The organism is Peterkaempfera bronchialis (assembly GCF_003258605.2).
Classification (GTDB): Bacteria; Actinomycetota; Actinomycetes; order Streptomycetales; family Streptomycetaceae; genus Peterkaempfera; species Peterkaempfera bronchialis.
Genome location: NZ_CP031264.1, coordinates 6,136,666 through 6,156,566 on the forward strand (window position 1 = coordinate 6,136,666; position 19,901 = coordinate 6,156,566).

Annotated in this window: 10 protein-coding genes; 5 read left to right on the forward strand and 5 right to left on the reverse strand. The window is 75.4% G+C overall.

What is annotated here, in order from left to right:
* Positions 1 to 55: 55 nt before the first annotated feature.
* The 4 genes from C7M71_RS26340 to C7M71_RS26355 form a co-directional block, all read right to left on the reverse strand.
* Positions 56 to 4,936, reverse strand: a complete 4,881-nt coding sequence (locus C7M71_RS26340; RefSeq protein ID WP_111493173.1) for a DNA-binding protein — start codon at positions 4,934 to 4,936, stop codon at positions 56 to 58.
* A gap of 8 nt (positions 4,937 to 4,944) precedes the next feature.
* Complete coding sequence (locus tag C7M71_RS26345; RefSeq protein WP_111493172.1) at positions 4,945 to 5,811, reverse strand: DUF4132 domain-containing protein; 867 nt, start codon at positions 5,809 to 5,811, stop codon at positions 4,945 to 4,947.
* A 254-nt stretch (positions 5,812 to 6,065) separates the two neighbouring features.
* On the reverse strand, positions 6,066 to 6,920 hold the full coding sequence (locus C7M71_RS26350; protein WP_111493170.1) for a serine peptidase: 855 nt from the start codon (positions 6,918 to 6,920) through the stop codon (positions 6,066 to 6,068).
* Positions 6,917 to 10,186, reverse strand: a complete 3,270-nt coding sequence (locus C7M71_RS26355; RefSeq protein WP_162824389.1) for a WD40 repeat domain-containing protein — start codon at positions 10,184 to 10,186, stop codon at positions 6,917 to 6,919. The genes C7M71_RS26350 and C7M71_RS26355 overlap by 4 nt, the downstream gene beginning before the upstream one ends.
* 284 nt (positions 10,187 to 10,470) lie before the next feature.
* Between C7M71_RS26355 and fxsA the strand changes: the two genes are divergently transcribed.
* The 5 genes from fxsA (at position 10,471) to fxsT (ending at position 18,617) form a co-directional block, all read left to right on the forward strand.
* Positions 10,471 to 10,623: an FxSxx-COOH cyclophane-containing RiPP peptide gene (gene fxsA / locus C7M71_RS30820; RefSeq protein WP_162824391.1), complete on the forward strand. Its 153-nt coding sequence runs from the start codon at positions 10,471 to 10,473 to the stop codon at positions 10,621 to 10,623.
* A gap of 16 nt (positions 10,624 to 10,639) precedes the next feature.
* Positions 10,640 to 11,791, forward strand: coding sequence for an FxsB family cyclophane-forming radical SAM/SPASM peptide maturase (locus C7M71_RS26365; protein ID WP_111494813.1), 1,152 nt, complete (start codon positions 10,640 to 10,642; stop codon positions 11,789 to 11,791).
* On the forward strand, positions 11,788 to 13,173 hold the full coding sequence (locus C7M71_RS26370; protein ID WP_162824392.1) for an HEXXH motif domain-containing protein: 1,386 nt from the start codon (positions 11,788 to 11,790) through the stop codon (positions 13,171 to 13,173). The genes C7M71_RS26365 and C7M71_RS26370 overlap by 4 nt, the downstream gene beginning before the upstream one ends.
* Before the next feature lie 285 nt (positions 13,174 to 13,458).
* Positions 13,459 to 14,646, forward strand: a complete 1,188-nt coding sequence (gene fsxC, locus C7M71_RS26375; RefSeq protein ID WP_111493395.1) for an FxsC protein — start codon at positions 13,459 to 13,461, stop codon at positions 14,644 to 14,646.
* A complete protein-coding gene (gene fxsT / locus C7M71_RS26380; protein WP_111493393.1) occupies positions 14,643 to 18,617 on the forward strand; it encodes an FxSxx-COOH system tetratricopeptide repeat protein in 3,975 nt (1,324 codons plus the stop codon). The genes fsxC and fxsT overlap by 4 nt, the downstream gene beginning before the upstream one ends.
* Before the next feature lie 37 nt (positions 18,618 to 18,654).
* Here fxsT and C7M71_RS26385 read toward each other — a convergent pair whose 3' ends face one another.
* Positions 18,655 to 19,878, reverse strand: coding sequence for a toll/interleukin-1 receptor domain-containing protein (locus C7M71_RS26385; protein ID WP_111493391.1), 1,224 nt, complete (start codon positions 19,876 to 19,878; stop codon positions 18,655 to 18,657).
* Positions 19,879 to 19,901: the final 23 nt, after the last annotated feature.

The window sequence follows — 19,901 nt, forward strand, 5'->3', positions numbered from 1 at the left end:
TGGTTCCTCGTCTCTCTCCGGCCGCGCACGGCCGGTCCGTTCAGGTGATGCGGTGTCAGCGACGCTTGGTACGCCGGACCTTGAGCTGCTCGAAGCGCGGTACGTCGCCCTCCCCAAGCCGCTGCCAGGCCCTGCGGTACAGGTCGGCGTGGAGTTCCAGCGGCACCACGGCACCGTCGGGGGAGTGACCCTCCGCCAGGTCGAACAGCGGGAGCTTCCACAGCTCCAGCGGCAGGTGCGGGGACCGCAGCGCCACCCAGCCGCCCGGCAGGAAGAGCGACCTCCCGGCCCGGGCGCGGCTGGCTTCGACCACCAGCCCGGACCCGGCCAGTTCGGCGCGGGCCGCCTTGAGCCGGCGGGGCTTCCAGCCGGTCCAGCGGGCGGTGGCGCGGTCCGTCGGGTCGGGCATCGCCAGCAGCATCAGATAGAGCGCGGCGGCGTCGGCCCCCAGACCGTGTTCCCCGGCTGCCTCGGCGACCAGCTCGGGCACCGACCGGGTCGGGTCCTGCGGCCACCAGGTGCCGTCCGCGTCCCGCTCCCCGGCGGCCGGGTCGCCCGGGTCGGCCAGCAGCGCGGCGAACCGGTCGGAGAGGGCCGTACGCAGCGCCACCTCGACCGGGAACGGCTGCTGGTCGGCACCGCGCAGCGCGGCCAGGTACGGGTCGCCGCCGGCCGCGTCCAGCAGGGCGGTGCGCAGGCCCGGCGCGGGCTGGTCGTCATGGGTGGCCATGATGACGGCGCCGTAGCGCTCCCAGCCGTCGCCGACCTCGGTGGGCGTGCCCGCCACCTTGCGGAACCCTGGCAGGTTGACATAGCGGCCGAGGTCCAGCATCAGGCCGGGGTGGGCCAGCCGGTCGCGGAGCAGACCGGGCACGGCGGGCAGCGCCGCCCGCACCGGGTCCCCGGCGGGCAGCCGGTGGGCCAGCCAGCCGGTCAGGGCGACCACGGTGGTCAGCACGCCCGCGCCGAAGCCGTCGGCGCGCTGGTCCACCGGAGCCACCCGGTCGCGGCGGACGGCCCACTCCAGGTCGCGGGTGAGCTCCGGCGACGAGGCGGGGTCCAGCAGCGCGGGCAGCAGCAGCGCAGGACCCGGGGACGCGGGCACGGCACGCACCGCCTCCACGGTCAGCCACTCGGGCACGGCGACCCGCCGTCCCACCTTCTCGATCCAGACCGCCGCAGCCGCCGCCACGTCCGGGCCGTCCCTCCAGAGCCGGTCCGGGTCGTCCGGCAGCAGCGCGGCGACCACCGCGCGGCGCACCGCCGGGGCGAGGCGGCGCAGCTCGTCCCTGGCCACCGAGGCGTCGGCCGCCTTGAGCCCGAGCGCGGTACGCAGCCCGGAGGGCAGGAAGGCCCGCTCGCGGTTGTCCACGCACGGCATCCCGGCGACCACCAGGCGGGCCATGGTCGGCGAGACCCCGGTGAGCCGGGCGAACTCCTCGGCCGCCTCGGGCCGCCAGGGCGCCGGACCGCGCCCGGACGTGGCGGCCAGGACGGCGGCGAGCCGGTCCGCCCCCAGCCCGTCGAGCACCGGCGCGGTGGAGAGCACGGTGTACGGCCGACCGGGCGCCGCCTGCCCGGACGGGTCGTGCAGCAGGCCGGTGAAGCGGTGCCCCGCCGTGTCCGTGTCGAGCGTGTCCAGCACGGCCAGCAGCGCCCCGCTGTCCAGTGGCAGCAGCCCCCGCCAGGAGGTGGGCCGGTTGCCGCGCGCGGTGAGCACCGCCGCGTCCAGCCGAAGGGTGACCAGCCGCCACGGCACCGCGCCGGAGGCCGGGACGAACCCCAGCCCGTCCAGCTCGCCGAGCAGGTCGCGCAGGGTGTCGCGGTGCTCCTGCGGCGTGGTCTCCACCGCGTACCGGAAGGCCAGCGCCGCGCCTCCGTCCAGCAGTGGCGGCCACCACTGCAACCGGGGGTTGGGCAGCTCGGTGCCGTCCAGGTGCAGACCGCCGTCCGGACCGGGCCGCCCCGCCGCCGGCGGCGCCGCCCGCAGCGCCCGGCCGACCAGCCGCAGCTGGTCGAAGGTGGTGCGCCCGGGCTCCCCCCACCAGTGGCGCGAGGTACCGATGAGACCGCTCAGCGCGGACTCCACCCGCCGGTCGTCGGGGCCGTCCGGCAGCTCCTCCGGCCCCACCCCGGCCAGCGCCTCGGCAAGCCTGACGCCGACCCGGTCCAGGGTGGCCTGCTGCGCGACGGCATACCGGACCACCCCGGCGATCCCGGCGACCAGCGCCTCATCGGCCACCTGCGGCAGCAGCGCGCGGACCTCCTCGGCCAACTCCGCGTCCCCGACCGGGGCGCTCCCCGGGGCGGTCCCCGGGGCGGCGGCCTTGAGCAGCGCGGCGGCGGTCTCCCGGTCGACCCGGCGCAGCGCCGCCGAACCCTCGGGGTCCCGGGGCCGCAGGCAGTGCCAGTACGCGAGGGGCGGCAGCAGCGGACTGCCGGCCGCGAACGGGCCGGGGTCGCCGTCGGGGGTGGCCGTGGCGGTGGCCACGCCGTCCGGGTCGAGCAGGGTGACCGTGCGCCAGGCGGTGGTCAGCGCGCGGGCCCGGTCGTCGCCGGGCAGGGTCAGCGCCAGCTGCGGGGCGCCCTGCTCGCGGCTGGTGGTGACGGTGCGTCCGGCCAGGTCCTGGCCGCGCCATGAGCCGTCGGGCAGCTGCACCGCCCGCCAGCCCAGCAGGCCGCCGACGGGTATGCCCGCCGGGGTCGCGGTGGTGTCGGGGGCGGCAGGCCGCAGCCAGCTCTGCCCGGCGGCGAGGGAGCTGCCCGCCGGGGCGTCCCGCAGCGCGTCCGCGAGGAAGCCCGGCAGGCCCGGGCGGCCGTGCTGTCCGCTCGCCGGGTCGTACTCCCGCCAGCCGGCCGGCTCCTGGCCGTCCCACACCCAGTACGCGCCGGCGTCGGCGATCACATTCCGGCGCAGGGGCACGGCGGTGTCCCCCGGGTGCAGCACGCCCTCGCCGGTGGTCCGGCCGCCGCCGGGCAGCGGCAGGGTCACCGACTGGTCGTGCGTCCGCCAGACGCTGCCCTGCGTCTCCAGGTCCAGCACCCGGCCCGCCGAGCGGTGCCAGTAGCCGCGCAGCCGGTAGTCCTGGTGCCGGGAGTGCCAGTACACCAGCAGTTCGCCGTCGACCCAGTGGAAGGCGGGGTCGCTCCAGGCGTCCCCGGCCGGAATGCGCAGGTCGTGGCTGAGCGCGGTGCCGTCGGCACCGATCACCCGGGCCTGCGCCGGACCGGAGACGACCAGCTGCGGCCAGGCGTCGGAGACGATCAGCTTATGGTGGTCCTTGGCCTTCACCAGGGCGGCGACGGCCTCGTCCCAGGCGGGCCAGCCCAGTTCGTCGAAGATCCCGCCGCGCAGCGTCCGCGCCAGCTCGGCGGCGAGGTCGGCCCCGGCCGCCGCCGCGACCTCGTCGGCGGCCAGCGCCAGCGCCTCGCCGGGCAGCCAGGTCAGCCGGTCCATGGCCTGCGGCAGTTGCGGGAGCCCCGCCCAGGAGCGGCGGGCCACCGCGCGCATCCACCCGGTCAGCAGCGGCCGTCCACCGGGGGAGGAGGCCAGCAGCCGGACGGTCCGCCGGGCGTCCGCGTCGTTGGTGAGCCGGTCGGCGCCCCGGTGGAAGGAGTCCCGGAACCGGTCGTCGGCCGCCAGGGCGCGCAGAGCGCGCTGCCCCTCGCCCTCCGACCACGGCTCCAGCCGCAGCCAGTGGTCCTCCGCCGGGTCGGCCACCGGCAGGTCCAGGGAGAGCAGCAGGTCCAGCAGGTCCAGGTCCAGGCCGGGACGCAGGGCGCCGCCGTCGGCGGCCAGTTCGGCGCGCAGCCGCCCGGCGGCGCGCTCCACCAGCCCGTACAGGGCCGGCAGCCGGCGCGGATAGCCCCAGCGGGGGTTGCGGGCGTCGATGAACCGCTGGAGCCAGCCGACCACGCCATCGGAGGGCCGTGGCTGCTCCGGCGGTGTGCCGTCCACCAGCCCGGCGACGGCACCGGACTCCTCCAGCACCTCCAGCCAGAGCTCCATCAGGTCGGCGCCGCCGCGCGGCATCACCTCCAGCAGCGCGCCGCGCACCGTGGCATCACGCCGGGCCAGGGCCACCAGCGCCGGGCGGTGCGACGTCCACCAGCCCACCGGGGCCCGCAGGGTGGCCGGCAGCTCCAGCAGCTCGGCCAGGTACTCCTGCTCCGCCGCCGCCGGGTCCGCGCCGGCCGCCCGGGCGAGCCGCCGCAGGTCGGTGGCCATCCGCACGGACGGCGGCAGGCCACCGGCGCAGCGCCGCACGCAGAGCAGCCGGAACCGGCGGAACGCCTCCGCCGCCGGGACGCGCGCGGCCAGCTCCTTGGCATGGCCGGCGAGCACCTTCACCGGCAGCGCGCCCGCCAGGGCGAACTCCAGGAAGACCGCGTCCAGCCGGTCCTCGTCCACCGTCAGGCCGTGCTCGGCCTCCGCCCGGCGTGCCCGGGTGAAGAGCTGCGCCGCATAGGTGGCGTTCTCCACCCCGAGGAAGGCGCGGGCGGCCTGCTCATAGAAGGTCGGCAGGAAGTGCGGTACGGCCGCGCCCAACCGGTCGGCCAACTCCAGGTAGGCGTCCAGCGCCGCTTTCGGCTTGGACGTCGCCTGCCGGGCGGCCCGCTCCAGCTCCGGCACCACGGCCAGCGCATGGTGCCCGTCCCCGGGGTGGTGCACCAGCACCCACTCCGGGAAACCGAGGGACTGCCGCAGCCCCAACCCGACCACGGCGGGCTCGGCGGCGGGCTCCAGCCCGAGGAAGCCGGCCGCCAGGTCCTCCGCAGCCCCCAGCTCCCCGGCGACCAGCCGCACCACGGTCCGGCCGTCCAGGCCCGGGTGGCGGTAGCTGCGCGCGGTCAGCTCCACCGCCCGCTCACCGGCGCCCTCCGTACCCGGCGGCAGCACCGCGCCCGCCGTCAGCAGCTCCTCGGCCTGCGTCATCGCGCCGTTCACTGGCTCTTCTCCTCTTCGATCCGGCGCCCGGCATACAGTGCCGCGGCCATCCGCATTCCCTCCGACCAGGCCACCGGCCCGACCTCCCGCAGCGGCAGCGACCGGCCGTCCGGGCCCTGCCAGGTGAGGTTGCCGGGCTCCGCGTCGCCCTCCCAGTACGGCTCCCCGATCCACAGCGCCGCCTCGGCGGTCCGCCCGCCGTCCCGCGCCGCGCAGGTGGCGTAGCCGCCGGAGACCCGGTAGCCCAGCGCGGTGGCCCGCGCGGCGAGCCCGAACCGGGAGGCGAAGGTCGCACCGGCGAACTCGGTGACCTCGGTCGCGCCCGCCGCCAGGTCGTCCGGCTTGCGCCAGGTCGCCCGGTGGATCTGCTCCACCCGCTGGGTGACGCCCAGTTCGGCGGCGAACTCCCGCAGCTCGTCCAGGTCCGGCAGCAGTACGGGGTGCGGCAGGGTCACCGTCTCCGGGGAGAGGCGGACGGTCTCCCCGTCCAGGTTGACCACCCGCAGCTCGCCGCTGTCGGTGGCGTCCCGCAGAAAGCCCACCTCGTCCGGGTCGTCGCCGACCACCGCCAGGTCGCGCAGCGCCGCCTGCCACGCCTCGTCCGGCCAGACCTCGGCCAGAAGGCCGGTCGGGACGGGCAGCGACGACACCATCCAGGCGTCCACCTGCCGGACGCACGCGGCTCCATGCCGGTCCAGCCACTCGGCGAGCCGGCGCAGCCGGTCCACCTCGGGGTGCTCCCGCAGTGCCTTGGGCAGCGACTTCAGCTGCCGCCCCGCCGCCCGGCCCGTTGTGGCCCGCGCCGCCACCCGGCCTTCCATCAGGGCGACTTCATAGCCGTCGCCCGCCGCCAGCCAACCCACCGATGCCGCCTCTCGCCGTTCGGACGCACGCAGCACCGACCGGGGGGTGCTCCCCCGGCCGCACTGCGACGATGTCAGGAACGCTAGCCGCCACCACTGACAACGGAGATCGCCCGGCCCACCGCAGGGCGTCGCCGCCGGCGGCGGTCGGAGCCGGGCCGTGAGCCGAGCCGTGCGGGGGTCTGCGGTTGGGTCGGCGTCGGTGGCCGGTGCGGGGGCGGTGGCCCGTGGTGGCAGCCTCGGCCGAGGGTGTCTCAGGTGGCGTACGCGGCCATGGCGGTGGCGGTCAGACCGGAGCCCAGGTAGCCGCCGAGGGTGTGGAAGTCCATGCGTCCGATGTACGCCTCCTCGTGCCGGTCCACCGGGAACCGGCCGCCCAGCCGGGGCGGCAGCGCCACCAGGTCTCCCGGGTCGGCGAGGTTCACCCAGCGGGCCACTCCCGGCGGGCGGGCGCCCCGGCCGTCCCGGGGCTCGGGCTCCAGCGCTTCGAAGACCGCGCCGGGCAGACCGAGCGGCGAGCCCAGGGTGACCAGGAGGTCGACCTCAAGGTCGGGGTGGGCGTGCAGCGCCTCATAGGCCACCACCGAACCCAGCGAGTGGGCCAGCACCACCCGGGGCCGGTGGGTCCGTACCGCCTCGGCGACGGTGTCGCGGATGCGGCGGCGGCGCTCGGCGCGGCTGAGGTAGACGTACACCTCGCGGGCGAGGGCCACCACGACCCGGCCCAGGGTGTCGGCGGCGACACCGCGCCGGGCGGCCAGCCAGCCCAGCGCCTGGCGCAGCGGCAGGGTGGCCGGCCCTTGCGCCTCTGCCGGGGCGGGCACTCCGGCGGCCAGCAACCAGGCTGCGGCGACGACCGACTGATGGCCGGTCAACTCGTCCAGGTCACCGTCCCAAGCCCCCTGCGCCTGCGGCTCGGCCAGCAGATGCGCGTAGTAGGCGACCTCCAGCCGGGGCACGGGCAGGTGCGGGAGCCCGGCGGCGGCGTATCCGGCGGCCAGCCGGGGCTGCCACTGCGCGGCCAGCAGAGCGGCGGCCTCTGCCGGGGCGCGGCCCGGTTGCAGATTGCCGATGCCGTGGACCGCCACGACCGGTGTCGGGTCCGTCATGGAGTCTCCTCGGGTGCGGGTGCGGGTGCGGGTGCGGGTGCGGGTGCGGGTGCGGGTGCGGTGGTGTCCGTCCAGGAAAGGAAGGCGGTCTCCGTGCCGAAGCCGGCCAGCAGGCCCGTCTCGCAGAGCGCCAGCGCGCCGACCGGCAGCGGGAAGGCCAGCAGGGTTCCGGCGGCGGAGTCCGGGGTGAGGTCCCAGAGCCGCACGGTGCGGTCCTCGCCCGCGACCGCGACCCGCAGGCCACCAGGCAGGGGCGCGGGCGCGGCGGCGAGGGCGGTGACCGGCCCCTGACGGCCGTCCAGGGTGTGCAGCAGGGAACCCTCTGCCAGGTCCCAGACCCGTACCGTGCCGTCCTCGCCGCCGGTCAGCGCATGCGGACGGCCCCGCAGGTCGGCGATGGACACCTCACCGACCGGCCCGTGGTGCCCTTCGAGGGTGTGCAGCAGGGCACCCTCCGCCAGGTCCCAGACCCGTACGGTCCCGTCGTGCCCGGCGGTGACGGCGTGCGGTCGGCCGCCGACGGCGGCGGTGGCGACGGCGGTCGGCCAGGCGCCGCCGTCGAGGGTGCGGCGCGGGGTGCCGTCGGCGAGGTCCCAGACCCGTACGGTGCCGTCGTACCCGGCGGTGACCGCCAGCGGCAGGCCAGGCGGCGCCCCCACGGAGGTCACCGGCCCATGGTGGCCCATCAGGGCGTACCGCAGGGTGCCGTCGGCGAGGTCCCAGACCCGTACCGTGCCGTCGTGCCCGGCCGTGACCGCGTGCGGCCGACCCGCGATGTCGGCCGCCGCCACCGCCGCCGCGCCCCCGCCGAGACCGCCCAGGGTGTGGCGCAGCGCCGGATGGGTCAGGCCGTCGGTGGCCCAGCGCGGCACCGCCGCCATGCCCGGCCCGGCGACCGGGGTGGTGCTCAGCGCCTCGGCCAGCGCCGGCCGCCCCCAGCGGGCGGCGTCGACGGCCAGCAGCGCGCGTCTGGCCTCCGGCCCCCGGTGGCCGGTGGTGGAGGTGCGCAGCACCGCCGCGTTGACCACGGCGGCGGGCGAGGTGGCCCGGTGCAGATGCGGTGCCAGCGCCTCCGGGCTGCTGTGCACCAGGAAGCCCGGGTCCAGCAGCAGGGCGTCGACCGCTGCGGGTCCGGCCTCCGCCGCATGGTCCAGGGCGTGCCGCAGCAGATACGGCGGGGCCAGCTGCCAGGCTGCGGCGGAGCCCGGCGGGCCGAGCAGCCGCTCCAGCACGGCGGGGGCCGCCCCGGGGGAGCAGGCCCGCAGATGGTCGGTGAGGCGCTGGTGGAAGAAGCGGTACAGCTGCCTGCCGTCGGTGTCCGTACTGGTCCGCAGATAGAAGGCGGCGGTGTCCAGCGCCCGCCGGATGTCGCGGCGGGACGGCGGCTCCGGCGCGGCGCCGGGCCGGGCGGTGCGGAACGCCGGGGCGACCGCCTGGACCACGTCGAACGGCATGCCCTGGCCGTGCCCGTGGGCGACGGCCGCCAGGACGGGCCGCAGCCAGCCGTTCTGCTGCTCCAGGGAGTCCAGGTGCAGTTCCAGCATCCCCGGCAGGTCCTCCGGCAGCAGCGCCGCCGCCTCGTCGGGGGTCAGCGGGTGGCCGAGTCCGGCGAGGTGGTCGGCGAAGAGCCCGGCCATCAGGAAGCCGCCGCTGTCGGCGGAGCCCGCGAGCTGTGCGGCCAGCGCCGCGGAGACCTCCCGTCCGGCGTCGCCCGCCGCATAGCCGGGCGCCGTCCACAGCAGCTCCTCCAGATAGCCCGCCAGCTCCTGCTCCAGGCGGTCGCGCTGCACCGCGTCCAGGTCCAGCGGGCCCTCGCCGTCCCCGGCCGCCGCGAAGAGCGTGGGGAACCTGCTCCGCCAGGGGCGGGTGGCGACCGCGACCCGGCAGAGCTGACCGGCGGCGGCCAGCGGGAGCAGCACCCCGTCCACCAGTTCCTCGGGCCGCTCGGCCTCGTCGAGGGCGTCGACCACCACCACGGCGGGCGCCGCCGAGGGCGCCGAGCGGAGCCGGTCCAGCAGCGCCGCCGCCGTCCAGCCGCCGCCCGGGGCCGCGCCCAGGCCCAACTGCCCGGCCACCGATGCCATCACCTGCGCGGGGGTGCGCCGGCGGGCGTGTACGGCGGCCAGCCGCCGGTGCTCCCGGGGCCGCTCGCGCAGCGGGATGCGGCTCCGTACGGTGCCGGTGACCTCGCGTAGCTGAGGGTGGGTCAGGCAGACGGTGACGCCCAGCAGCGCCGACTTGCCGGTACCCGGCCCGCCGGTCACCAGCAGCAGCGGCGGCTCGGTCCCGGCGGGGTCGTCCAGCCAGCGGGTGAACCGGGCGCGCTCCGGCCCCCGCCCGGTGAAGAGGCACCCGGTCAGCGACTGCCCGCCGATCGGCCGCCCCGACGCCCGGGAGAGGAAGTGCATCGGGTCAAGCCCCGGGTCGGCCTCGGTGGCGAACTGCCACAGCGCCCGCTCCACCCGCCCGTGCAGCCGCGCCACCGGGTCGTCGGAGTGCGCGGGATTGGGGAAGAACGGCGGCGGCTCCGCCGTCGCCTCGGTCCGCGAGGTGCGCACCACCGTCTGGGGGAGGGAGCCGTCCCTGCCCGGCGGGTCGCGGCGGGCCAGCTCCCGGTCGATCTCCTCCGCCAGGGTCTCCACCGGTACATGGGAGAGCAGCGGCGAGACATCGAGCCAGCCCTCCCGCAGCCGGTCCAGCACCGCCGCCGTGGCCAGGGTGAACCGCGCCCCGTACGCCCGCTCGTCCTCGGTGGCCGCCGCGATCACCCACGCCTTGCGCTGTCTGGCCCGGACCTGCTGCGCCAGTTGGTGCACCACGGCGCGGCCCGCGCCGCAGACGTCCAGCAGCACCAGGGTCGGCGCGGTGTCGGAGTTGTCCTCCAGCGCGTCCAGCCACCGGTGCACCCCGAGGGCGGTGTCCGGCAGCCGCCGGGGGTCGGTGTCCGGCACCGGGACGTAGAGCGTGGTGCGGGAGGTGGCGGTGACGCCGTGTCCGGTGATGTGGACCACCAGGGACCGGCCCGCCGTGTTCGCCAGGGCCAGCCGCCAGGCGTCGCCGATCTCCTCCAGCGACCGGTCGAGCAGCGGGCCGGTGCCGTGCAGGCTGACGCCGGGGAGGCGGGTGAGCGCCCGGGCCAGCTCGGCGACGGCGGGCGCCACACACGGCAGGTCGGCGAAGCCGGGAGCGGCGGGGGAGCCGGGGTCCCACTCGCCGGCCGGCGCCGCGCGGAACGTCCCGGCTCCCACCACCAAGGCTTGCGTCACCAGACCCCCGAGTCCGCTCCGTGGTCGCGATTCTAGAAGCGGACCCGGTGCGGCGGAACGGAAACCGGCCGCCCGGCCGGGGCCGGGTTCCGGACAGCCGGGTGGCCGGTGAGCCAACCCAGGAGCGCGTTCTGGTCGCGTCCCCGACAATGTGCTTCCCTTGACTGGGAGCCGTGTGCGCGGGTTCCGTATGTCATCGCCACGGGCCGGGATTCTTCCTGTTCGGGCTCACGGCGCAGCTGAGATTCGGGGGCTGGGAGCCGATGCAGACGTCGACGTCCGACGTGTCGTCCGAGATAGCCGATCTGACCGAGGCGGCATGGGCGGATCTGGAGGAGTTGCCCGACACGGTGCTGGCCGCCTCGCTGCGCAGAATCCTGCGCGACGCCCGCGATCCGCAATCCCCCCTCGCGTCCTTCCACTCCGCACTCGACTGAACGCGGGGGCCGGCAGATGGTCGAGGTAGCTCCGTTCCACGAGTTCGTGATCAAACTGCACGGCCTCTGCAACATCGCCTGCGACCACTGCTATGTCTACGAACTTCGTGACACCGGCTGGAAGTCCAGGCCCGCCGTGATGGCGGACCGGACCATGGAGCAGCTGGCCCTGCGGATTGCCGAGCACGCCCGCCGCCACCGGCTGCCGCAGGTCACCCTGGTGCTGCACGGCGGCGAACCCCTGATGGCCGGCCGAGCCAGGGTCGACCGGCTGGTCACCGCCGTACGGCAGGCACTGGACACCACCACCCGGCTGCGGCTCTCCCTCCAGACCAACGGGACCCTGCTGAACGACGCCTGGCTGGACCTCTGCCACCGCCATGGCATCGCCGTCGGGGTCAGCCTCGACGGCGACCGGACCGCCAACGACCGCCACCGCCGCCGGGCCGACGGACGCAGCAGCCACCCCGCCGTCGAACGCGGCCTGCGCCTGCTGCGCAGCCCCCGGCACCGCGACCGCTACGCCGGGCTGCTCTGCACCGTGGACCTGCGCAACCCCCCGCTGGCCACCTATGAGGCGCTGCTGGCCCAGGAGCCGCCCCGGATCGACTTCCTGCTGCCGCACGCCACCTGGCAGTACCCGCCGCCCGGACACGACCCGGCGCGCGCCCCCTACGCGGCCTGGCTGATCACCGTCTTCGACCGCTGGTACCGGTCGGCGGCCCCGCCGGAGACCCGGGTGCGGATCTTCGAGGACCTGGTGGACCTCGCGCTGGGCGGCTCCCCGGCGTCCGAGGCGGTCGGCGGGGCGGCGGCCGGCTTCATCGTGGTGGACACCGACGGCTCGGTGCAGCTGGCCGACGCCTACCGGGCGGTCCATGACGGTGCGTCGGAGACCGGCCTGGACGTCTTCGCCCATGACTTCGACACGGTCGCCCGGGCGCCCCGGGTCGCCGGGGCGCGGCGCGGCCGGTCCGAGCTGGCCCGCCAGTGCACCGACTGCTCGGTGGTGGAGATGTGCGGTGGCGGGATGCGGGCGCATCGCTACCGGCCCGAGAATGCCTTTGACAACCCGAGTGTGTACTGTGCGGATCTCATGGGGGTCGCGGAGCACATCGGACATCGGGTGCGCTCGGATGTCAGGGAGCTCCTGGAGGGGTTGCGGTGAGCGGGGCGGGGCGGGTCCACCGGCTGTCGGCCGAGGACTTCGACGGGTTGGCCATCGGCCGGCCGGGCCCTGCCGCGCTGGAGGTGCTGCGGCATAGCCAGCTGAGCTGGCGGCTGCTCACCCTGCGGGCCGTCGCCGCCCTCGGCCGGGAGCGGGTGCCCCGGCTCTGGCGGGAGTCCGGGGCCGAGCGGGGGTGGGCGCTGCTGGGCGCCGTCCACCGGGCCGACCGGAGCGCCCTGGAACAGGTGCTGCTGCATCCGCCGCTGGGTGTGCTGCTGGCCCGCTGCCTGCGGCAGTTGACCGGCCCGGCCGCCGAATCCCGGCTGGAGGGCGATCTGGCCCGGCTGCCCGAGGTAGCCGTCGCGGCGGCGCTGCGCGCGGGGTTACCGCTCGCCCTCGACCTGCCCGTCCGGGGGGATCTGCTGGCGCTGCCCACCTGGGGGGTGGCCCGGCTGCCGGCCGGTACCGGCTCGGTCCGCGTGCAGGGCCGCACCCTGACCGCCCCCGGGTTCGCCGCCGAGGTGGCGCCACCCGAGCCCGACCCCGGCCCCACCCCCGGCCCCAGCCCCACCCGCACCCCCGGCCCCGGCCCCGGCCCAGCCCCCGGCCGCGCGTCCGCCGCCCAGGCCGATCCGCCGCCCGGCGCCCCCGGCTGGCTGCCCCTGCGCGCACTGGCCCTCCGGCCGTCCGATCCCCTGCGGCACCCGGCCGCACCCGTGCTGCGGGTCACCCTGGAGGACTGCGACCCCGACCGCCACGCCCACGGTGCCCCGGGCGCCACCAGGCTGACGGACCATCAGCTCGCCGTCTGGGAGTCGTCCCTGAGCGGCGCATGGGACCTGCTCTGCACGCACTTCCCGGACCAGGCCGCCGTCTGCTCCGCCCTCTGCCACTGCGTCGTCCCGCTGACGCCGCCCCCCGGCCGGTGGGTGACCTCCGCCTCCCGCGAGGCATTCGGCTGCGTCGGACTCTCCCCGACGACCGACCCGGTGCGCCTGGCCGAGGCGCTGGTCCACGAGGTCAGCCATGTCGCGCTGGGCGCGCTCGGCGACCTGGTCGACCTCTACGACCCCGACTACACCGGCCGCCACCGCGTGGGATGGCGGCCGGACCCCCGGCCGCTGGGCGCGGTGCTCCAGGGCACCTACGCCCATGTGGCGGTCGTGGGGTTCCGCGACCACCACCGCCGGATCGGGCCGCGCGCCGACGCAGCCCGCTCCGAGCTCCGCCACCGGCAGTTGCGGGACCAGGTGCTGGAGGCCCTGGACCTGCTGGACGGCTGTCCCGGGCTCACGGCGCTGGGCAGGCGGTTCTGCGACGGGATGGCGGCAGCGGTGGGGGTCCGACCGGGGCAGGCGACACCGAGATACTCGAACGGGTGATGGCGCGATGGGTGAAGAACTGACTCCTTCCGGGTTATCCCACGTGTCGGGACGGGCGATGCCGGGGAATGCATGGCATCCGCACCGTGGAGGCCGAAGGCAGGGACGCGCTGTGGTGACTGACTCGACGAGCACTGGCGAAGGCGTCCCGGACGGCGGCCGGCTCTGCGAGAGTTGTCCCCGTCCGGCCGCCCTGTGGATCACCGGGACCGCCGTCAGTACCGCGCGTACCGGACACGAAGGGTGTCCGTCGGCAGCACGGACGTCGCCTAACTGGGAGTCACCGTGAAGCGCTACCTGTTCTTCCTGAGCCACGTCAGGGGCGCTGACGAGGAATGGGTCGCGACGTTCTTCCGTGACCTCTGCTCCGCCGTGGCGGCACGCACCGGCCTCAGCCCGGGCATGGTCGGGCTGCGCGGCGACCCCGCCTCCCGCGAACCCTCCCTGGACCTGATGCGGCAGGCCGGCGTACTGATCGCGCTGCGCACCCCGCAGTACGCCACCCGCAGCTACTGCGCGGCCGAGTGGGAGTTCTTCCGGGAGCGCCGGGAGGTCTACTGGTCGCGTACCGGGCAGTCCGCCGACGCCCTCATCCCGGTCACCTGGATCCCGCCCGCGACCGGCACCCGCCCGGCCCCCGACTGGCCGGACCCGCTGCGGGTCCAGGACCCCGCCTACGAACGGGACGGGCTGCTCCACCTGCTCCGCCTGGGCACCCGCTACCGGGCGGTCTACCAGGCGGTCGTCCAGGCACTGGCCGACCGGCTCGCCGTCGTCCAGAAGGACCTGCCCGAGCTGCCCGGCTTCACCTTCAGCGGCAGCGCCGCCGCGCCCACCGGCCCGGCCGCCGCCGCGCGGGCGCGGCTGGAGGTGGTGGTGGCGTCCGCCGCCTCCGACGAACTGCCGTCGGAGCGCCACTCGCGGGAGTTCTACGGCCCCTCGCCGCTGGACTGGTCCCCGTACAGCCCCGACCGACCGCGCTCCCTGGTCACCCTGGTCGAGGAGACGGCGGCCGACCTGGAGTTCCCCTCCCGGGTGGTGCCGCTGGACGGCCCTGCCGAGGACCCGGGCGCCACCCGGGACGAGCGCGAGCGGTTCGTGGTGCTGCTGGTCGACGCCTGGACCGCCACCCTCCAGCGGCAGCAGCGGCTGCTGGCCGAGCTCGACGGCAGATCCCCCGGCTCCACCGCCGTACTGGAACCCCGCAGCAGCGGCGACGCCGAGTCCACCGAGCACGCCCGCGCCCTGGACGCCGCCCTGGACCAGGCGCTGCCCCGCTTCCGGCAGGCCGGCAGCGCCGACCAGCTGCGGCGCTGGCGGCTTCCAGACGCCGAGCAGTTCACCACGGCGCTGCGCCGAGCCCTGGTGGCCGCGCAGAACGACGCCATGAAAACGCCCGCCGACGATCCGCCCGCGGATGTCCCGGTCGGCAGCTTCGACTCGTTTCCCCAGCTCGGAAGGTTCTCCTCATGACGCAGCGCTCGGGCAACCCAGGCGGCGATGGGCCGGGCACCGTGGTGACCTTCTACTCCTTCAAGGGAGGCACCGGGCGGACCATGGCGCTGGCCAATGTGGCCTGGATCCTGGCCAGCAACGGCAAACGGGTCCTCACCATGGACTGGGACCTGGAGGCGCCCGGCCTCTACCGCTACTTCTTCCCGTTCCTCGGCGACCCCGCGCTCGACTCCACGCCCGGCGTGATCGACCTGGTCCGGGACTTCGACGCGCTGGTCCCCAGACCCCCGGCCGACCGCTACCAGGAGTACGCCCGGGTGGAGCGCTACGCCTCCTCCCTGCGCTGGGACTTCCCCGGCCACGGCTACATCGACTTCGTCTCCCCCGGGCGGCAGACCCCCGAGTACTCCCAGGCCGTCAACACCTACGACTGGCGCGGCTTCCACGAGCGGCGGGGCGGCTCGGCCTTCCTCGACGCGCTCCGCCGCGACATGCGGGAGAACTACGACTACGCCCTCATCGACAGCCGCACCGGCTACAGCGACACCTCCGGCATCACCACCCTGCAACTCCCCGACGTCCTGGTGAACTGCTTCACCTTCAACACCCAGGCGATCAAGGGCACCGCGGGCATCGCCCGCGATGTGCAGCGCCAGGCCCCCAAGGTGCGGATCCTCCCGGTGCCGATGCGGGTCGAGGACGCCGAGCAGGGCAAGCTGGAGGTCAGCCGGGACCACGCCCGGGAGCAGTTCCGCGAGGTGCTCCAGGACCTCGGCGAGGCCGAGCAGGAGCGCTACTGGGGCGATGTGGAGATCCCCTACAAGCCCTTCTACGCATACGAGGAGATCCTGGCCACCGTCGGCGACCGGCCCCGCCAGGAGAACACCCTGCTGGCCGCGTACGAGCGCCTCACCGCAATGATCACCGACGGCAAGGTCACCGCGCTGCGGCCGATCGTGGAGGACCAGCGCCGCCAGCTGCTCAGCCGCTTCGAGCGGGTCAAGACCAGCGGACTTGGCCAGCGGAACCGGGTGCGCATCGACTTCGCCGTCCGCGACCGGATGTGGGCGGAGTGGATCTCCGCGCAACTGGCGGCGGTCGGCGTCACCGTGGAGCTGCGCGGCAGCAGCCCCTCCTTCACCCACACCACGGCGGCGCCCGAGGCCCCCGAGGTCGCCGAGACGGTCATCGCCCTGCTGTCACCGGACTTCCGGACCACCCCGCTGCTGGACGGGGTGCGCAGGCTGGTCAACGCCGGGCCCGGCCCCAAGCGCCTGGTCGCCGTCTGCCCGATGGAGTACGTCGTCGAGCACGACCTGGCCGGGCTGCCCAATATCTCCTTCGCCGGGAAGCGGTCGGAGACCGCCCGCCGCGACCTCTTCGCGCTGCTGGGCATGACCGCTCCGACCGAACCGGCGACCGAGGGCGTGCGCTACCCGGGCAGCCCGCGCAAGGCGCAGTCCGCGCCGCCCCGCAATGACTCCTTCACCGGCCGCGACCACATCCTGGAGGAGGTCCGCAGCAGGATGGGCGCCAACGCCCTGCGGGTGGACACCCCCACCGGCCGGGCCGGGCTCTACGGCCTGGGCGGCATGGGCAAGACCCAGATCGCACTGGAGTACGTCCATCGCTACGGCGCCCAGTACGACGTCGTCTGGTGGGTGGAGGCCGACCAGCTGACCACCGTCCCCCGGACCATCGCCGAGCTGGGCGACCGGCTCGGCGTCCCCGGCGACTCGGTCGCCGAGCGGGCGCAGAGCACCCTGGACCAGCTCCAGCGCGGCGACCACGGGCGGTTCCTGCTGGTCTTCGACAACGTCAGCGACGCCGACCGGGCGATCGACACACAGAGCACCGCCGCGGCGGTGGCGCTCCAGGACTACATCCCGACCGAGGGCCCCGGCCATGTGATCATCACCTCCCGGCACGCCGACACGGTCTCCGTCCCCGACATGGTCCATATCGACACCTTCTCCCGGAACGAGTCCATCGCCCTCTTCCGGCGCCGACTGCGCAATATCTCCGAGGCCGACGCCTCCCGGGTCTCCGAGGCCCTGGGCGACCTGCCGATGGCGGTCGAGCTGGCGTCCGCCTGGCTGCGCACCACCGTGATGCCGGTCGACACCTACCTCCAGCTCCTCCGCGAGCAGGGCAGCCGGGCGCTGAGCGATGTCGGCACCGCCGCCCAGCAGGCCAGCTTCACCGCCGCCTGGCAGCTCTCCTTCGACCGCCTGCGGCAGGAGAACCCCGCAGCGGCCCGGATGCTGGAGGTCTGCTCCTTCCTGTCCCCGGAGCCGATCGCCGCCTCGGTGCTCTACGGCGCCGCCATGCGCGAGTACCTCGCCGAGCTGGACCCCGAGGTCGGCAACGCCATGATGGTCGGCCACTGCATCGGGGCGCTCAACCGCTACGGCCTGGCGGGCCCGTACAACTTCACCGAGTCGATCCAGGTGCACCGGCTGCTCCAGGCGACGGTCCGCGAGTGGCTGGCGGAGGACCCGGAGAAGTTCGAGCGGACCCGCCGCCAGGCCCACCGGGTGCTGGCGGCCGTACACGCCTCGCTCTCCGGCATCCGCGACGAGAACAGCAGCGAGGCCCGCCGCCGCTACGCCGAGCTGTGGCCGCACCTGGAGCCGTCCGGCGCCGCCGAGAGCGACGACCCCCACGTCCGCAACTGGATCGTGGAGCAGGTCCGCCACACCTGGCTGATCAGCGACCACTTCGCCGCCGTCGCCCTGGGCTCGCGGGTGCTGGGCATCTGGCAGCAGCGCTTCGGGGACGACGCCCTCACCCTGCGGCTCGCGGCGCAGCTCGCCAACCCGCTGCGCTCGCTGGCCGAGTACCGGCGGGCGCTGGACCTCGACGAGAAGACCCTGGCGCTGCAACGCGCCCACCACGGGCCCGACCACCCCTTCACCCTGGTGACGGCCCGCAACTACGGGGCCGACCTGCGCGGACTGGGCCGCTATCCGGCCGCTTACGAGTCCGACCAGGACACCTACGACCGCTGCGTCCGGATCTTCGGCGAGGAACACGAGGACACCTTCAAGGCCGCCAACAACCTGGCGATCTCGCTCAACGCGGTGGGCCGACCGGCCGAGGGGCTGGTCCTCCATGAGCGGACCTACCAGCAGCGCCGCCAGGTGACCGGGCTGAAGAACCTGCTGACCTGGTCCACCGCCGTCAATGTTGCGCAGGGGCTGCGCGACATGGGCCGGTACCGAGAGTCGCTGGTGCTGCTGCTGGAGACCCGGGAGCGGCTGGTCGAGCTGGTCGGCGAGGGCGCCCCCGACGTGCTGCGCGCCGACCGGTCGCTGGCCGTGTCGCGGCGCCGCATCGGCGAGTTCGACGCCGCCCTGGTGCTCAGCCGCGACACCTGGGGCGCCTACCGGGAGCGCTTCGGCGACCTGCACCCCGACACGCTGGCCTGCCTCACCAACCTGGCCTGCGACCTGTACTACAGCAACGGCGCCCCGGCCGTCTTCGAGGAGGCCCGCCGACTGGGCGAGCAGGTTTACCAGCGCTATGTGGAGATCCTCGGCGAGGAGCACCCGTTCACGCTCGCCGCCGCCTCCAACCTCTCCCTCTTCCTGCGGGGCTGCCAGGAGCCCGGCGCCGCCCTGGACCTGGCGAACTCCGCCCTCTCCCGGCTGGAGCGGCTGCTCGGCCCGGGGCACCCCGCGAGCGCCGTCTGCCGGTCCGCGAGGGCCGGGGCGCTCTCCGCCCTCGACCGGCACGAGGAGGCCGCGTCCGACGACGCGGTGGTACTCGACGCCTTCCGCGCGCTGTTCGGCCCGGACCATCCACGGGTGCTGGCGGCGGAGTACGACACCGCGCTGGAGCAGGTCGCCGCCGGGGTTCCGCAGGCGGAGCGGGCACTGGGCTCCGCGGCCCGGCGGGTGGAGCAGCACCTGGCCCCCGAGTCCCCGATCCGACGGGACGTCACGACCGGCCGCCGCGTCGACTTCGACCTGGAGATGCCCCCGTGACCGGAGCGGCACCCGCCACGGGCGCCCCGGCAGCCGCTCAGACCGGCTGCTGGGGCGCCCGTGGCGTGTACCGCCGGATGAAGGACCGGATCGTCCGGTTCATCTCCTCCTCGCCCTCCCGGGAGAGCCCGGCCAGCAGCCGCTCCTCCTCGATGCCGCCGTGGCAGTCGTCCGGGACCACGAAGAGGAAGAGCAGGCCCACCGGGAAGCGGGTCGTGAGCTGCGCGACCAGGCCAGGGTCGGGCAGGTGCGGCACGATCGCCACCACCGGGCCGAAGTCCTGCTCGTGCTCGCGCAGCGCCGCCTCGTCGTCCAGCCCGCGCTCCCGCAGCTCCTCCTCCACGCCGTCCACCAGGCTCGCCATCGGCCCGGTGGCGGCGGTCACCGGCACCACGAAGTGCTCCCAGGGCAGCGGGTCCTCGCTCGCCCGGTGCACATAGCGCCGCGCCGTCTCGGTACCCGCCGCCACCAGCACCGCGAAGCGCAGCTCCGCCAGGCGGACGATCCGGTTGATCTGCTCGGCGGCGGCGGCCGGGATCCGGGCGTGGATCAGGCTCAGCTCGATCACCTCGCGGGACGGCTCGGCGGCGGGCAGCGGCAGCAGCCGTACCAGGGCGCCGCGCAGCGGGTCGGACTCCTGGACGCTCGGCCGCTCCGCCAGCAGCCCCTCCGCCAGCCGGTGGCGCAGCAGCGCGGGCAGCGGCGCGGGCGGCAGCTCCAGATGGTCGGCGGCCTGCCGCAGCCGGTGGTCGTCGACATCCTCCAGCCGGTGCGCCACATGCTGGTGTACCCGCGCCCCCGTCATGCCCGCGCGCAGCAGCTCCAACTGCGGGCCCAGCTCCCGCCGGACCTCCTCCGGGTCGGTGCCGGTGTTCCAGGCGACCAGCTGGCGCCGGGTGGGGGAGAGCGAACCCAGCCGGCCGTTCTCCAGCTCCTCCCGGCTCACCTCCGGCAGCGTCACCACCATGATCGGGAAGGAGCCGGAGCGGTGCCGGAACTCCGCCATCGCCAGCTCGTTCTGGACGTGCGGGGACGCCAGCGCATGGGCCGACAGGATCAGCAGCAGGCCGTGCGCGGAGGCCATGCCGTCCGTGATGGCCTGCATCCACTCCTGACCGGCCACCAGGGTCTGCTTGTCCACCACCACCGGCTCGCAGCCCTCGCTCTCCAGCAGCTCCACCATCGCCCGCCGGGCGGGCCAGCAGCTACAGCCGCAGTCCTCCGGTTCACTGCGGCTCAGGAAGATACGCGGACGTGACATGCCACTCCTCGCTGCGTCTCGGT

Coding starts and splice junctions, on each gene's coding strand:
- C7M71_RS26340 (WP_111493173.1), bottom strand. CDS start 4,936: ATGACGCAGGCCGAGGAGCTGCTGACGGCGGGCGCGGTGCTGCCGCCG.
- C7M71_RS26350 (WP_111493170.1), bottom strand. CDS start 6,920: ATGACGGACCCGACACCGGTCGTGGCGGTCCACGGCATCGGCAATCTG.
- C7M71_RS26365 (WP_111494813.1), top strand. CDS start 10,640: ATGGTCGAGGTAGCTCCGTTCCACGAGTTCGTGATCAAACTGCACGGC.
- fxsT (WP_111493393.1), top strand. CDS start 14,643: ATGACGCAGCGCTCGGGCAACCCAGGCGGCGATGGGCCGGGCACCGTG.
- C7M71_RS26385 (WP_111493391.1), bottom strand. CDS start 19,878: ATGTCACGTCCGCGTATCTTCCTGAGCCGCAGTGAACCGGAGGACTGC.